The 14,731-nt window shown below is 40.5% G+C and carries 11 protein-coding genes; 9 read left to right on the top strand and 2 right to left on the bottom strand.

Annotation, left to right across the window (positions count from 1 at the left end; genetic code table 11):
* The first annotated feature begins 7 nt into the window (after positions 1 to 7).
* A complete protein-coding gene (locus RB297_RS15120) occupies positions 8 to 2,866 on the top strand; it encodes a hypothetical protein (protein WP_375120868.1) in 2,859 nt (952 codons plus the stop codon).
* A gap of 585 nt (positions 2,867 to 3,451) precedes the next feature.
* Here the strand turns inward: RB297_RS15120 and RB297_RS15115 are convergent.
* Entirely contained in the window at positions 3,452 to 3,799 is a 348-nt protein-coding gene (locus tag RB297_RS15115; protein WP_375120867.1) for a helix-turn-helix domain-containing protein, read from the bottom strand.
* Between the two features lie 274 nt (positions 3,800 to 4,073).
* Between RB297_RS15115 and RB297_RS15110 the strand changes: the two genes are divergently transcribed.
* From RB297_RS15110 to RB297_RS15085, 6 genes are all read left to right on the top strand, one after another.
* Positions 4,074 to 4,559, top strand: coding sequence for a hypothetical protein (locus RB297_RS15110; protein WP_375120866.1), 486 nt, complete (start codon positions 4,074 to 4,076; stop codon positions 4,557 to 4,559).
* Between the two features lie 602 nt (positions 4,560 to 5,161).
* Positions 5,162 to 5,491 carry a hypothetical protein gene (locus RB297_RS15105; RefSeq protein WP_375120865.1) on the top strand — a complete coding sequence of 110 codons (330 nt, stop codon included), beginning with the start codon at positions 5,162 to 5,164 and terminating at the stop codon, positions 5,489 to 5,491.
* Positions 5,492 to 5,852: 361 nt separating this feature from the next.
* Positions 5,853 to 8,072, top strand: a complete 2,220-nt coding sequence (locus tag RB297_RS15100; protein ID WP_375120864.1) for an MrcB family domain-containing protein — start codon at positions 5,853 to 5,855, stop codon at positions 8,070 to 8,072.
* Positions 8,044 to 10,464, top strand: a complete 2,421-nt coding sequence (locus RB297_RS15095; protein ID WP_375120863.1) for a DUF2357 domain-containing protein — start codon at positions 8,044 to 8,046, stop codon at positions 10,462 to 10,464. The genes RB297_RS15100 and RB297_RS15095 overlap by 29 nt, the downstream gene beginning before the upstream one ends.
* A 105-nt stretch (positions 10,465 to 10,569) precedes the next feature.
* Complete coding sequence (locus RB297_RS15090) at positions 10,570 to 11,649, top strand: endonuclease NucS domain-containing protein (RefSeq protein ID WP_375120862.1); 1,080 nt, start codon at positions 10,570 to 10,572, stop codon at positions 11,647 to 11,649.
* Between the two features lie 60 nt (positions 11,650 to 11,709).
* A complete protein-coding gene (locus tag RB297_RS15085; protein WP_375120861.1) occupies positions 11,710 to 12,429 on the top strand; it encodes a hypothetical protein in 720 nt (239 codons plus the stop codon).
* Between the two features lie 84 nt (positions 12,430 to 12,513).
* Here the strand turns inward: RB297_RS15085 and RB297_RS15080 are convergent, their stop codons facing one another.
* Positions 12,514 to 12,771, bottom strand: coding sequence for a helix-turn-helix domain-containing protein (locus RB297_RS15080; RefSeq protein ID WP_375120860.1), 258 nt, complete (start codon positions 12,769 to 12,771; stop codon positions 12,514 to 12,516).
* Between the two features lie 169 nt (positions 12,772 to 12,940).
* Between RB297_RS15080 and RB297_RS15075 the strand changes: the two genes are divergently transcribed.
* Together RB297_RS15075 and RB297_RS15070 are read left to right on the top strand one after the other, a co-directional pair.
* Positions 12,941 to 13,420, top strand: a complete 480-nt coding sequence (locus RB297_RS15075) for a hypothetical protein (RefSeq protein ID WP_375120859.1) — start codon at positions 12,941 to 12,943, stop codon at positions 13,418 to 13,420.
* Positions 13,421 to 13,585: 165 nt separating this feature from the next.
* Positions 13,586 to 14,602, top strand: coding sequence for a carbohydrate-binding protein (locus tag RB297_RS15070; RefSeq protein WP_375120858.1), 1,017 nt, complete (start codon positions 13,586 to 13,588; stop codon positions 14,600 to 14,602).
* Positions 14,603 to 14,731 lie beyond the last annotated feature (129 nt).

The following is a 14,731-nucleotide window of genomic DNA, read 5'->3' as shown; positions in this document are numbered from 1 at the left end:
GAGTTCGGTGAATCTAAAAAAAGTAAAAATTAAAAATTTTCGGGGATATGGGCAGAATCAAGAGTCAGATGACAACAGTTATATCTTCGAAAACTTAGATCAGGGACTTGTTGTACTAAACGGTTTTAACGGTTTTGGTAAAACCAGTTTCTATGAGGCAATCGAATGGTGTTTAACCGATAACATCTCTAGACTCCATGCACTTAGGGAGAGAGGGTTATACGACGCAAATACATTAAAACGGAGCTCTTATTTAAAATTTATATCACCAGTGGATACCGTAAGGGATAGAGAGCAAAGGACAGCAGAAGTGGAACTTGAATTCGATAATGGGGTGCGTGTTCGTAGGACTACATCCAGTAACTTTTTGTCTGTTACCGAAAGAGATCGATATGAATCTAGCCTACACGTCCACCAAGATGGTGATTGGCAAAGCTTCGTATGCAAATCTGAGGATAGACTACTTCCGGCAGAACCGACCTGGGAGGTGCAACTCACACGTATATTCTTAGGAAGCTACGATTCCGGTTGGAAGGAGCAGCTATTTAAAGCTCATTTCCTGAGTCAAGAAGGAATGAACGATTTCCTCCGATCTTCAACTGCCGGGGATCGACGCAGCATCCTTATACGTTTATTAAATTTGATCCCGCTTGAACAGATCTTTGATAAGAGTAAGGTAATCAAGGATTCGACTCGTTTGAGCAACAAGATTAATCAATTAACAACAAGTATTGAAACTGCGGTTACGCAGCGCTATCAGATCGACGATATTTTCCGTGCAAGAAACTGGGGGACTTTTGAAGAATACCTAAGTAATATTAAAGAAAGCTATTCATTACTTATTGAATTAATCAAACAGTCGTCTGCTTATGCAGAGGAGTTAAACCTGCAAGAGTGGGAACTTCCTGATGCTATAACTCTCAACAATAGTTCAGCAGTTCTTCAAAAACTTTCAATGAAGAAGGAGTTAATTCTTGCCAAACAACAACGAACTAATCAACAATCCATTCAAATAGGGAAATCAATGCAGCCACTTGAACGGTTGATAAGGTTCGAAGAAAGGTTAATCATACATAAGAGGTGGGAGCGATTAAATGACTTAGCCAACCTAAATCTTAGTGCTGACTTAGTCAGGAGTAAGGACCTACAGGAAACTAAGTCTAGCCTTGAAACACAGAAATCTACAATCCAGGTCAAGAAAAGTCAATTGAATCAATGGTCGCACGTAAATTCTTTAGTTTGGCGTCACACCATCGATGAACAATCTGCAAGTATTGTTGATGATTATTGGGTCATCTACTCGGATCTTCGAAGAGATTATAGCGCTTTCCTTAAAACTTTTAGTAGCGAGATAGCAGACCTCGGTTTCGAAAGGGCACTACCCGCGGATATTACAGAAAAACGAACAAGCTATAACGACCAGATTAAGACAAGGAGTTTTCTCCAATCTCAGGTACAAACTAAAAACGGTGTATTAAATGTCTTGTCGGGTATGAATACAGAGTATAGCCGCGTATTAGATGAAGTAAAATCCTACATATTAAAAAATCAGGATTCTATTGATAAATGTCCGGTTTGTTTGACAGAGTCTTTTCCAGAAATACACGTCGGTGGTATTGCAACCGCGGATTCACCGATTCCCGATCAACTGATAGCTATTATCGGGCATACCTTATCTTTAGGTGATCAGAAACTGAAAGATGTCTCAGATGAAATCACAGGCTTGCATACGGATTTAGCTGCATTGTCGAAAGTAATTAGGGAACAGTTTGTAACTCCCTTAATTGATATGATGCATCATTTACAAAGTGATTTCCGCGAGCTTCATCAAAGAGTAACCCAGTTCATTGATGAAAGAGTGCTGGCAATTACCCAAGAGCAACAGGCAATACAAACACAACTGAAGGTTCTAACTGATCGTTTAGATAAAGATAAATTACAGTATGAGATTTTGACTGGCAAAGATGACTTTGGTTTAGGAAATGAGAAAAAGCAAGTGCTTGCGGTGCTAGAAGAAGTGAGTAAAGAAATTAAGTTTTGGGAAGAGGAAATGATAACATCAGGGCTTGTTGACTTTGAACCCTCAATTGAAAGAGTAATTGAAGAAATGGACTCCTTGAAAACGCAAATCGAAGGCATAGGGAGTTTTCAGGATCAATTAAATAAGTTGGAACAGGACTCTTCTGCAAAGAAAGAAGAAATACAGAAGATAGTGCCTGTTATAGACTTAATCGACCGTTTGTTGGGTTACATGCCGGGTGAACACGAACAAAAACTATTAGAGGATTATGTTTCATTAACGGGATCTATGGAAAATTACCAGGAAAATCTGGATCAATTGATCAGATATAAAAACGACACCAATACAATCAACGGAATTGCACTAGATACCCTGCAAAGAGTTGTTACAGAACAATTGGAAAATAATAAAATGGTGAATTGGATATATAAACTTGTGTACCCTCACCCACATTATAAAGAAATTCGAATGAATGGAGACAGAAATGGTATAAATGTAAAGGATATTACCGGCAATGTAATTCTTGATCATCTCTTTAGTTCGGCCCAATTAAATATTCTCGCTTTGAGCATATTTCTTGGTCTGGGACTAACTCAGAAATTCTCGAATTGGGATCAGTTATTCCTTGATGACCCAATCCAAAGTATGGACGACATAAAAATCCTATCTTTCATTGATGTCCTACGTGCAATCAGCGACTCTAATTTCAGAAAGAGAAGCCTAATTATTTCAACACACGATGATAATTTTGCAAAACTGCTGGCAATTAAGTACCGCAATAAGTCGCTCACACAATACAATTTTATCGGCTATGGGTCACAAGGGCCGTTAATCCAAAGGGTGTGAGGCACTTACTTGACCACAAAATTGACCACAATTTCATCGGAAGTATTAAACTATTGGTTGATATAGCACTTGCTATAAGAATTTGTGTTAGTGGTGAATTAAAAGATTACTAAGTGAACTGTATGCAGTGATACTGATTTCAAGAGTAATAAGTGATAATAGTAGTGGGGTAGCTTCCGGGCATACTGGGGACGTCTGAATACTTTGATGCCGCAACGTGCTCACATACTCTACTCACACATCATACTCATACGGATTCATGGGACTGAATTCTATAGAAAATCGGATTGAAAACATTAGAAAAGACTGGAAAAATCTATAAAAACGCTTTTGTCTCATGGGCGGCATGATGTAACTGTACTATTAGTACAGATCGTTGTTGGGGACGAATTGGGGACTAAAATCATCATTTCCGAACAAACTGCAACCAAATAGAACCATCCCAAAACGGAGAAAACTCTTATAAATCAAGGCTTGAGCGTGCCGAAACGGATGGGAACCAATTAGCCTATGTTCCCGCATACAGTGCATGTTCATCCTATGCTCTAACCTCTAAAAAAGCTGATCGGACTCCGATCAGCTTTTTTAACTATTTCCATCAATCCGCCGAAAAATTTCAATTAGTATATTTCGGACCATCTCAATATCTTTCGGGTCTCGTTCTCTTAGTAAAGAAATAATATCATTCATACCCGATTCCTCTGGCAGTTCTTCTTGTTCTTTCAAATATGTAAAAAGCTCATACACTCCAACATCTAATGCACTAGCAATCTTCGCCAGATTCTTCATAGAAACATTACGTTCGGCACGTTCAATAAATCCTATATAACTAATATTGAAGCCAGCCTTTTCTGCTAATGCTTCTTGAGATAATCCTCTTAATTTACGAAGATCCTTTATGCGTGCTCCGACTAACTTTAGGACATCAGGCATCGTTACACCTCTCTTTAATAGAAGTGTAGGAAATATTTCGATTTGTAATAATATATAATTAATAAGTTATTTGAATAAATTACTACTATGCGGTAATATTGTATGTAGTTTGTATTTATTTATTCATCCTAAGTAAGTATTTATTTCTATATGTTTACTCTTTTTGAAGAACTGAGCTAGAACTACTTCTTATGCATCTGCAAATTTGGAAAAACCATTACAGAAATCAGTCGCAGCTGGGGTATCTTCAATAACCTGATCGGAGCTGACGTATGTGAATCATTTAACCTCCATCGACGAATGCAGAGATAGCAAAGATAGGCAGTTAAAAATTCAGGAATCCTCTATTCATTCCAAATCAATGATTAAGATGCAGCATTACGTACAGATCTATATGAACTCAGCAGCCCAGTTGATGCATCCGATCTCTGCTCATGTATGTATCTTGTTTAGTGATCGCGCTTTAGGATGCATGCTCAGGGCATTGTATATGAAGGAGAATAATTGCATGTTTTCTCCACCTTACTTTTCGCTTCAGGATGTCATCCAGCTAACGGGACAGAATTCTATCCCGGATTTGGATAAGGTCATGTTTATTCATACTCTTAATTTTGTGGTCGGCTGTAATGATGCTTCAATTTTTCAACACATGGATGCCGCGCAGCTTGAGAAGCTTCTGAACCGCGTAGATGATGTGCTGATTCACCTATCGGGTAGAGTAGCATCCAATCCTTCCGAGTTGTATCGCTCTATTTTTTAAAGATATGTCTTTAAATAATGAGCATGTTGAAACAAGATGTCATTATGCGTAGATACTGGAGGTATCTTCATGATCATCCAACTAGGCAATTTGAAGTGATTCCGGACAATTGGTTTGAGTCTTTTTTGTTTCTACACTAACTTCGAATGATAGGGAGAGAGTTTAATGAAGTTCCTTTTATCTATCGTGATGCTATATATGACGGCTCTATTAACGTGTTGCCAGAAGGAACCCGGATTACGGCATTCGAGACATGGGACGAGACGAATGGATGCGAAGGCTGTAAGTGCATTTGAAGAAGCTATAATGCTCGCAAGCCGAAAGAATGGGACCGGATTACGAAAATGATGTTCATCTTACAGACCAATTCCCCGTTCAACGTGTTTATTTAATAAAGGTTGAGAGACTATTGTCGTTGTATTTTGTGAAATTGGGTCACCATTTTTAATTTAAATGAATTAGGTTAACATGGAAGCAGGATCCTGTTGGAGACGAAAGATTGAACCGATTCCAGTGGGACCTGTAAGGAAATGAGCATCTACTCTACACTTCCTTCGGTATGATACAATGGTCGAAATTAACCATGTAAAGGATGAGATACTATGCCGGTTTACAATAAGCTAGTTCGAGATCTTATTCCCCAAGTAATTGAATCTACAGGTAAAGAATTTCGCACACGTATCTTGGATGAAGAAGAGTATACGAAAGAATTGGTCGTAAAGCTCAAGGAAGAGTCTGAGGAATACTTTGCCGCTCAAAGTTCAAAAGAATCGTTGGAAGAGCTTGCAGATATGCTTGAGGTTATTCGGGCGTTGGTCGTCGTACATGGTGCAACATGGGAAGAATTAGAGATCTTGAGAGAGAAGAAGGTGGAAGCTCGAGGTGGTTTCCAGGAACGGGTGTTTTTAATCGATGTCTACGACAACGCTTAATATCAATCTGATTACAGAATTAAGCAGATATTTTAATCATCAGAATATAAAATACTTCTGTCTCTTTATCAAATACCCATTACATTATTTACATAGTTGGCTGCTTCGTATAATAATTAAAATTTTGATTTATAGGGGCATTGGTATCGATTTGTATTAAGTAGCAATCAATTCAGCTTAATTTCTTAAGGTTTAGCTTGTTATATTAAACCAAGCTTTTTCATGACCGATATTAACTATAAGATATTAGTTCCCTTGATAATTGTACTAATGATGTCAATAGCAGCTCTTAGTCTATGCCACTGTTTGGAATAATTTCTTTTAAAATAGTTTTAACCTAGCTAAGTTCTTGGAGGTCCTAATGCTACCAGAACAACTCTCATCCATATTTCGCACCAAACAAAAATCCTACAAAATGGTTTTGGTTCTATCACTTATCGAACATTACCAACAGACCCATTCGCTTTATTTCCCGCTCAGCACGATTGCTGAGCGGTTTTTGGCATACTTTCAAGAGAATAGTAGGTTAGGTAAGAGAGTAGATTTACCTCCCCTTGGCAAGGCAAGCCACTGGGATGATTTTACCTTATCTCAAACTATAACCTTGCTTAAAACACCATTTGAGGCGCTATCGGCCATCCTAGAAGTTAATCAAGATCGCCAAACGGTAACGTTTCGTCCTGATATAGCCGACACACTAGATGACCACGTCTTGCGAGAGTTAAAGGAGTATGCTCTGACGGAGCTACAGAACTATAACGATAAGTTAGGGAAGTCCGTTTTCTCCCTTCAAAATGCTCTGTCTGAAATCATGAACAGTTACATAACAGCTAGAAACCAAACATTTGCAGGTCACCCATTAGGTACTCTGTTCAGACAGACAATTCCAGAGCAAATAAGATCATTCTCTTTTATAGATCCTAAATACAAAATTCAAGGTTCTGTTGGTATGGGGAACTGGGCCAACATTCCTTGGATCGCGGTGATGGATAAGCGGATAACGGATACAACACAGCACGGCGAATATATCGTTTATTTATTTTCAGAGGACATGGAGTCTGTCTATCTTACATTAAACCAAGGGGTTACTGTACCCAAAGATGAGTTCGGAAAGAAAGAAGGGTACCACTACCTAGAACAGAAGGTCAACGAGCTCCGTGGACTCCTTCCACTGGAAGGTATGCAGAAGGATGATGGCATTAACCTTACCTCGAGAAGTGGTCTCGGCCGCGACTACCAAGTCTCTACGGTGGCGTATATCCGCTATGATCGAAATGCGATTCCAGATGACGATCAATTACTGGCGGATCTAGAGAATGTGGTCTCTAACTATAAAATGTATGTGGACCATGTTATTAAGAACAAAGGTGTAAACGAAGAGGTACCATTGAAAGAAGAGAAGGAGAGTCCATCCTTGAGTTCATTAACTGTGCTAGAACAAATCGAGCAAATCCAATCATACATCTCCCACCGAGGTTTCCATTATCCTCACGGCCTTATCGAGAATCTGTACCTCTCCCTAAAAACCAAGCCTTTCGTTATTCTGGCGGGGGTATCCGGTACCGGCAAAACCAAGCTCGTTAAGCTTTTTGCTGAGGCACTAGGTGCTACCGGAGACAATGGACAATTTACGCTGATTCCGGTTCGACCTGACTGGAGCGATCCTTCTGATTTGCTAGGATATAAAGACTTGTCGGGAGTGTTCCGACCAGGACGTTTAGCAGAAGTGCTTGTTGAAGCTTCACAGCCTGAGAACCAGCACAAGCCTTATTTTGTCTGCCTGGATGAAATGAACTTGGCCCGAGTGGAGTACTATTTCAGCGATGTGCTCAGCGTGATTGAGACACAGGAATGGAAACAAGATCGGATCGTTACTTCCAAGCTAATTAACCGGGAGTCCTTGCTACAGGAGGATCGATCGGTATATGGGGACTTGTCCATTCCAGATAATGTGTATCTGATTGGCACAGTCAATATGGATGAGACAACACATCCTTTTAGCAAAAAGGTATTGGATCGCGCGAATACGATCGAGTTTAATTATATTGATTTGCAGCAATATCCGAGCCTAGGGGTGCAAGAGGAGGAGAGCATTCTTCCGGTGCATAACTTGTTCTTACGAAGCGAGTATCTGCAACTGGTTGACGTGTATTCTGAGTATACGGAGTTAGTTCATACTACGACAGAGAAGCTAGTGAAGATCAACCACATCCTAGAAGATATCCATTCTCATGTTGGATTTCGGATCCGGGATTCGATCTGTTTTTATGTGGTATACAATCAGCGTCATGAGCTGCTTTCGAGTGATGAGGCATTTGATCTTCAGCTCCTACAGAAAATCTTACCGCGCGTCCAAGGTAGTAGCCTATCTGTGAAGCGGGTACTCCTCAAGCTTCTGCAAGGGGCACTAGGGAGAACTTTGCCAGTGTCAGAACTTATGGATGATGCATCGGTGATCTATCTAAAATGGAATGACAACGAAGAGGAAAGCAAGGCTAAACATCCTCTAAGCGCTCGGAAAATCGCCTTTATGTTGCGGAGGTTAGAAGAAGATGGATTCACCTCTTACTGGCTCTCTTAACCAGAGTGTGGAACTGCTGCGAATCGAGACTAACCTCTTCAATCTCTATATTCAGGGCAAACCGTGTCATCCTACGGTGGAGTCTATGCAGCTTCATCGCAGCAAAGATGGGAAGTGGATTAATACAAGCCTGCAGGTTCATTCCTTTTCGAGTGAATTAAAAATAGAGCAGATTTCGGTGTTCTCACCGGAAACAGGAGCGCTCACCCCATGGGAGGTGGGGGAGAAGAGTTGGCCGCTATTTTTCGAAACGCAGTCGTATGAGCTCGTTGTGGAGAAGAAGCAGCCACTGGCTCTAACCTTCCATCACGATAATGCCAGCGTAAGACAAGCGATTAAGCCACTTGGCCAATCTATCCTGTCGGGGATCCTGAACTTTCAGAACGAGGTTGGTCTATCCGATCTGGGGCTACGGCTAAACGGGCAGGTTGTTTTTCAGCTACAACTGGAGATTTTTCCTTCCAAAATGGATTACAAAGAAGATTATCAAATGATACTAAACGATGTGAATCGGCAGATTTATAATTTGTCTTTTGACTTTCTTCGCAAGACGTATCATTTAACCGGATTAAAAGAAACGAAACATCAAAGTCTTACGGAATTTTTTGCAATTCTCCAGCATGTGTTTGAACAGCTTGTTCAAGCGGTGGAGCGAATACAGACTTCTCCTAACTACAAGCTAGAGAAAGAGATGAGAAAGGTCGAGGCAGCTAGAGTCAAGAAGACAGGTAAAGAAAACATTGCGTACCTGACCAAACACCCTCATTTACTTAGACAAGACGATAAGATCGGTTTTATTCCAGTCAACGGTCAAACCTTATACCCTACCCAAGCCTTGGAAATGAAACGCCGAATCCAATATGACACGATGGAGAATCGGTTTGTTTGGTGGGTGCTGGAGCGCATATCGAAAAAATTAAAGGAATTGAAATCAAGATTATCCGGTAGTGCTCGAATGCAGGATCCCCTCCTAATGAAGCGGATGAGCTCTATGCAGAATCAACTGCAGCGATTATTAAGGCTGGATTTTCTAAACGTTGGTGGGATGAAGCAGCTTTCCGTATCTTTAGTGTTGCAGATGGCACCCGGATATCGGGAAGTATATCGCAATTATTTGATGCTCATGAAAGGTTTATCGATCCAAAGCGACTTGTTCCGTCTCTCGATGAAAGACTTGGCGCAGCTGTACGAATACTGGTGCTTCTTGAAAATCCATGATCTTCTCAGTCAGAAGTATGAACTTCTCAAACAGGATATCATCAAGGTTCAGCGTTCCGGAATTTTTGTGACATTGGATAAGTCGGCCAGCGCAAGGATGGTGTACAGGAATCCGAGTAACGGGGAAGTATTTACGCTCTATTACAACGCGCTTCCTAAAGGCGACCGAAGCGCTACACTCGGCCAGAAGCCGGATAATGTGCTGACGCTGAAGAAGAATGATGCTACGGTGGAGTATAAGTATATTTTTGACGCGAAATATCGGATAAATCCTGCATACCAGGGAACTCCTTATTATGATAAATACAAGCAGCCAGGTCCGGAGGAAGACGATATCAATACAATGCATCGTTACCGGGACGCAATTGTGTATTCAGACAAGCAAGAGCAAGAGTATGAACGGAGTATGTTTGGAGCGTATGTGCTCTTTCCGTATCATGATGAGGAGAAATTCAGGGAGCATCGTTTTTATAAGAGTATCGAGCTCGTCAATGTAGGAGCCTTTCCGTTTCTACCTAACTCAACGGAGCTGATGGAAGAATTCCTCGATGAGCTCATTAAGGACAGCCCGGAAAAAGCATACGAACGCTCGACGAGACCTCGAGGTACGAAGAGTTACTACCAGGATAAAATGGCTGGCAAAAATGTATTGGTAGGTTCACTAAAAGAACCTTCCCAGCTGGAACAGGCACTGGAGTTAAACTTTTACCATATCCCTCTTGAAAATGTGACGGATCACAAGATTCTAACCCAGATCGAATATATTGCCCTCTATCAATCGAAGGGAAAGTTCGCTTCTACCGGAGAAACAGGCATTCACTGGTACGGACGAGTTGCCGACTGGAAGGTACTTCGTCGCAAGGAAATTACTGAGCGTCCCGCGAGGCGAGGATCTGAGGAAAAGCTATATGTAAAATTTACAATCGATAGGTGGATGAAGCGGGATAAACCGATTGTTTCAGGTGGACGAGGAATCTACACGGCTTTGTATACATCGAAGTATATTTTCGACCGGGCTGCAGAGATAGCGGAACTGAAATTAGAGACGGAAGAAGATCTGATAAAGTGGCGTGAACATAGACGAGCTGGATCGGTAAGGGTGGAATTGGATCATGATCAGGTGGATCTAGCTGAGCGGGTGCTAGGAATTCATAGGAATCAAGCAATAGACTAGAAGTAGATACTATTGGAATTTATTGATAATGATTAATAAGAAGTTGCAGGAATCTCCGAAGATTAAAGAAATAATCGGAATTTAATGGTGAAGGAGCAATTTCGAATGCCAATTGAACTAGGGATATGGAAAATCAACGGAGCAGTGGAGAGAGTTCATTTTTCAAGTATCGAGACTGAGCGTAAGCTTGAGGATGTCATCACCCATGATATTAGTATTATCGACCCCTCTTTGATGCTCATCGGAAGGCAGATCAGCACGGCCTTTGGTAAATTTATTGATATTTTGGCTATGAATGCTGAAGGAAACCTGGTTGTTATCGAGCTAAAGCGTAACAAGACTCCACGGGAAGTCGTTGCACAGACACTCGATTATGCTTCTTGGGTTCAACAGCTGACTTACACGGATATCATAGGAATCTATAGTGAGAAGAATCCAGGAAAGCAGCTGGAACAAGAGTTTGTAGACCATTTCAAAACTGATTTTCCTGAAAGCTTGAATGAGCTACATCAATTAATTATCGTCTCGTCTGAGCTGGATCCAGCTACCGAGCGGATTATCAACTATTTGACGAGCTTCGGGGTTCCGGTGAATGCACTTTTCTTCCATTATTTCAAAGATGGTGATAGTGAGTATTTAGCCAGGAACTGGCTCATTGATCCGAACCAAGTGGAGGCTAAGACTTCACGCGCGACGTCCAAAAAGACAGGGAAAGCTCCGTGGAACGGAAAAGACTATTATGTCTCGTTGGGAGACGGTATTCATCGGAACTGGGAGGACTGCAGACGATATGGCTTCATTTCGGCGGGGCAAGGAAGGTGGTACAGTAACACGCTGAATCTTCTCAAGCCAGGTGCTCGAATCTTTGCATGCATTCCAAAAGTAGGGTATGTCGGCGTGGGCATCGTTGAAGACGAGGCCGTGCCTATCAAGGATTTTCAAGTGGTGGTCGATGATGAGAATATACCGCTTCTCAAGGCCGACTTGCAAGTCAGCATGGATACAGATGTCGATGATCCCGATCTGTGCGAGTACGTGGTACGCGTGACTTGGCTTAAGACGGTTCCGAAGCATGAAGCGATTTGGGAAAAAGGGATGTTCGCGAACCAGAACTCAGCATGTAAATTGAGAAACCAGTTCACGATCGAAACTCTGACGGAGCATTTTCAGCTAATAGAAGATTGATAAAAAAGAATTATAAAAAAATCGATAATATCATATATTGGATAAAGAAGGGGTTATTAGATGTTTGATGAATTAATTCTTTATTTCTCCAAGAGTCTAAACTCTAAAGCATTAGTATTTAAATACATGAAGTTGGTGGAATGTTTTTTTTGGATTTCTTTGCTTGTTGCTATAGCTGGAGGAATTTATACAATATTATTTAATAAGGGATCATTTCTTGCGATTGGAATTGTAATTTTTATATTTGCTGCTTACATATTAAATCGAAAGGCTAAGCAAATAATTAAGGAGAAATATGGAATTGTGGTGCAAACAAAGTTATGGAGCGCTGACAATCAATATCATAGATATATTCAAAATCAAATAGAGAATTATTTATCCGATAGACATTTAGATACTGAAAAGAAATTGGGTAAACTTACAGAACAACTTAACAAAAGAGCGGAAAGGGCTAAACCAACTATATTTTTCTTACCTGGTTTTTTTATAGTGCTTTTCATTCCTGTTTGGTCCCAGTTTCAGATAGTTCTCTTCAAGGGAATCAGTTTAAATGATGCGATGTATCTTTTAGTAATTCATTTTATTATCCTTGCTCTATTAACCTTTCTTCTAGCAGCATTTAAATATATAACTGATGATTTAGTAACATTAAGGAGACAAAGTATTCTACATTTAATTGACTATATAGAAGATATTATTCTCAATAAGATGGATGAGAAAAAAAAGGATGAGAAAAAAGAAGAAATTAACTTAAGATTCGTTAGAAGACGAAAAAAGTAGTAATTTCAGGAACAAAGATTGTACTTTATTTCTACCAATGAACATAAAGACTCGAGTTTACCTGAAATTTTACTTTTAAGTTTATTAATTATTTCTCTCTTCCAACTCCCTCTCATACCCCTCAATCAAAACCGAAGCCTTAACATGAAGCGCCCTTGCTAATGCAGTAATTGTTAGCAGAGTAGGCGCTTTTTCTCCGTTCTCTAGCTCACTAATATAAGATCGGTCGACACGGGAATAGAGGCTCAACTCATCTTGGGTGAGCTTTTTTTCTTTGCGAATATTCCGAAGAGCTCTGCCGAAGGCTAGTAACTCTATGGATTTATCATTATGATTAGCCACGTTATAACCCCTTATATAGATAGTTAAATTCATCTTATGCGGTTCTATAAGGGAATTTCCGTAGGCTATTGCCTACAAAATGGTCAAGATGGTATAATACATATACTGGAAAATACTAATTTGGATAACTAGAGTATGTTCTTAGTGAAAAACGGGAGTGAAGCTTATTATGAAATCGACGGTAACAAGAGATACTGACCTGAATGTGAATACATCCTCCCAACATGAGGAAACAGGCGGCTTTTACCAGGATATGATTGTTCTTCATGCCAGCTGCTCTCAAGAATATATGAATTTATCTGTGCATTTCTTTGACAAAAACATGCATCACGTCAGTTTATTACTATGCAACAGGGCATTAGAATCCATGCTAACTGCTTTATATATAAAGAAGGAGAGAAGGCAGCCTATTTCAAATATGTTGCTAGAAGAAATACTGCGGATGTTCCCCAAAGACTCGGAGATGAATGTGGAGCCGTTGATATTTATACAATCCTTATCCTTTTTATCACAGGAGAACTCCCTTATTAGCAAAATGGGGCACATACATCTAATGAACCTGATTAAGAAAGCGGATGAGTTCCTTCTTCAGATATCTAGCCAACTAGAATTACCCTATGAACCATACCACTCTCTTTTTGAGAAATAAAGCTAGCCGTCATCTTCATACGACTTAAAATGCCTTTTGGTCTTATTAAAAACAGTGGAATTAATTTAGAAAATGGAAATAAAGTAAGATAATAGTACATTTAAAACCTGTGGCATGTCCCATGGGAGCGCTACAGATAAATAAAAAAACAAGGAGGTTTGAAAAATGACTAATAAAAGGTTTTCTTTTAAGCCCTTATCACTTTTGGTGGTTTTAGCAGTATTTCTATCCACATTTTGCGCAGCCTTACCGTCAGTAAACGCAGCCGCTAGAGGGGCATGGGCTCCAAATACGGCATATGCAGTAAATGACACAGTAACCTATAATGGAAGCACTTATACCTGTCTTCAGGCACATACTTCTCAAGTAGGTTGGGAACCGTCCAATGTCCCTGCTTTATGGCAGAAAGGCGGTAGCGGCGGAACTACGCCACCAACCACACCACCGACAACGAACGGAGCAACATTCTATGCAGATATAAACTATGGAGGAAAAGCAGTGACACTCGGGGTAGGCAATTATACACTGTCTCAGTTGAACGCAAACGGAATTCCGAACGACTGGATGTCGTCTCTTAAGGTTCCAAGCGGTTGGACGGTTGAAGTATATGAGAATGATAATTTTGGAGGAACCAAGTGGACCTTTACTTCAGATTCTTCCTGGGTTGGCAGCACAATCAATGACAAAATGTCATCGGTCAAGATTTATACGGGTTCACCACCTCCTACAGTAACTAAGCCTGCCGAGGTTCCAAGCCATATATGGACATATGTCATGAATGCGGACAATGCCTATGGGAAAGGCGGAGATTTTGCATTATTGCTAAGTGCTGTTATCAAAAAGGAAAGCAGCTTTGGAGCAGGTTTACCAGGTAGTCCATCGGCCGGCGACGGATTGATGCAGGTAGAACCAAACACTCGCAATGCGTATTTATCTCAATTCAGCTCAAAATTTGGCCGTGCGTATAATCATAGCAGTGAACAAGATCAGGTATATCTGGGCGCGTTGATTTTAAATGAGAAGATTACGAAGTTTGGAAATATCTACAACGGATTATTGCACTACAACGGTGGAGATAATTGGTATCCGGGAGCTACGGATTCTTATGGTCGTCCGATTCTGGCAGACCAATATGCAGATGCAGTTTACGCTACTTATAAGGGCTATGGCGGCAAGAATTAAGGTGTTACATTGATGATGTAAATTGAAAAATAGCGAGACGTGAAAGGATTTGCTTGTTGAGTGGAGGCGGCTTATTTAATCAGAAAGGGCATGAGTTGCCAAGCAGATCATTGTTTGCATAACCCATGC

It is taken from the genome of Paenibacillus sp. CR_12 (genome assembly GCF_041953985.1).
GTDB lineage: Bacteria > Bacillota > Bacilli > Paenibacillales > Paenibacillaceae > Paenibacillus_AQ > Paenibacillus_AQ lautus_A.
This window is presented reverse-complemented; position numbering and strand designations above follow the sequence as displayed.

What these genes read in the sequence shown, in the direction of transcription:
- RB297_RS15085 (WP_375120861.1), top strand. Translation starts at nt 11,710, where the DNA reads ATGTTTGATGAATTAATTCTTTATTTCTCCAAGAGTCTAAACTCTAAA.
- RB297_RS15115 (WP_375120867.1), bottom strand. Translation starts at nt 3,799, where the DNA reads ATGCCTGATGTCCTAAAGTTAGTCGGAGCACGCATAAAGGATCTTCGT.
- RB297_RS15100 (WP_375120864.1), top strand. Translation starts at nt 5,853, where the DNA reads ATGCTACCAGAACAACTCTCATCCATATTTCGCACCAAACAAAAATCC.
- RB297_RS15070 (WP_375120858.1), top strand. Translation starts at nt 13,586, where the DNA reads ATGACTAATAAAAGGTTTTCTTTTAAGCCCTTATCACTTTTGGTGGTT.
- RB297_RS15075 (WP_375120859.1), top strand. Translation starts at nt 12,941, where the DNA reads ATGAAATCGACGGTAACAAGAGATACTGACCTGAATGTGAATACATCC.
- RB297_RS15095 (WP_375120863.1), top strand. Translation starts at nt 8,044, where the DNA reads ATGGATTCACCTCTTACTGGCTCTCTTAACCAGAGTGTGGAACTGCTG.
- RB297_RS15090 (WP_375120862.1), top strand. Translation starts at nt 10,570, where the DNA reads ATGCCAATTGAACTAGGGATATGGAAAATCAACGGAGCAGTGGAGAGA.
- RB297_RS15105 (WP_375120865.1), top strand. Translation starts at nt 5,162, where the DNA reads ATGCCGGTTTACAATAAGCTAGTTCGAGATCTTATTCCCCAAGTAATT.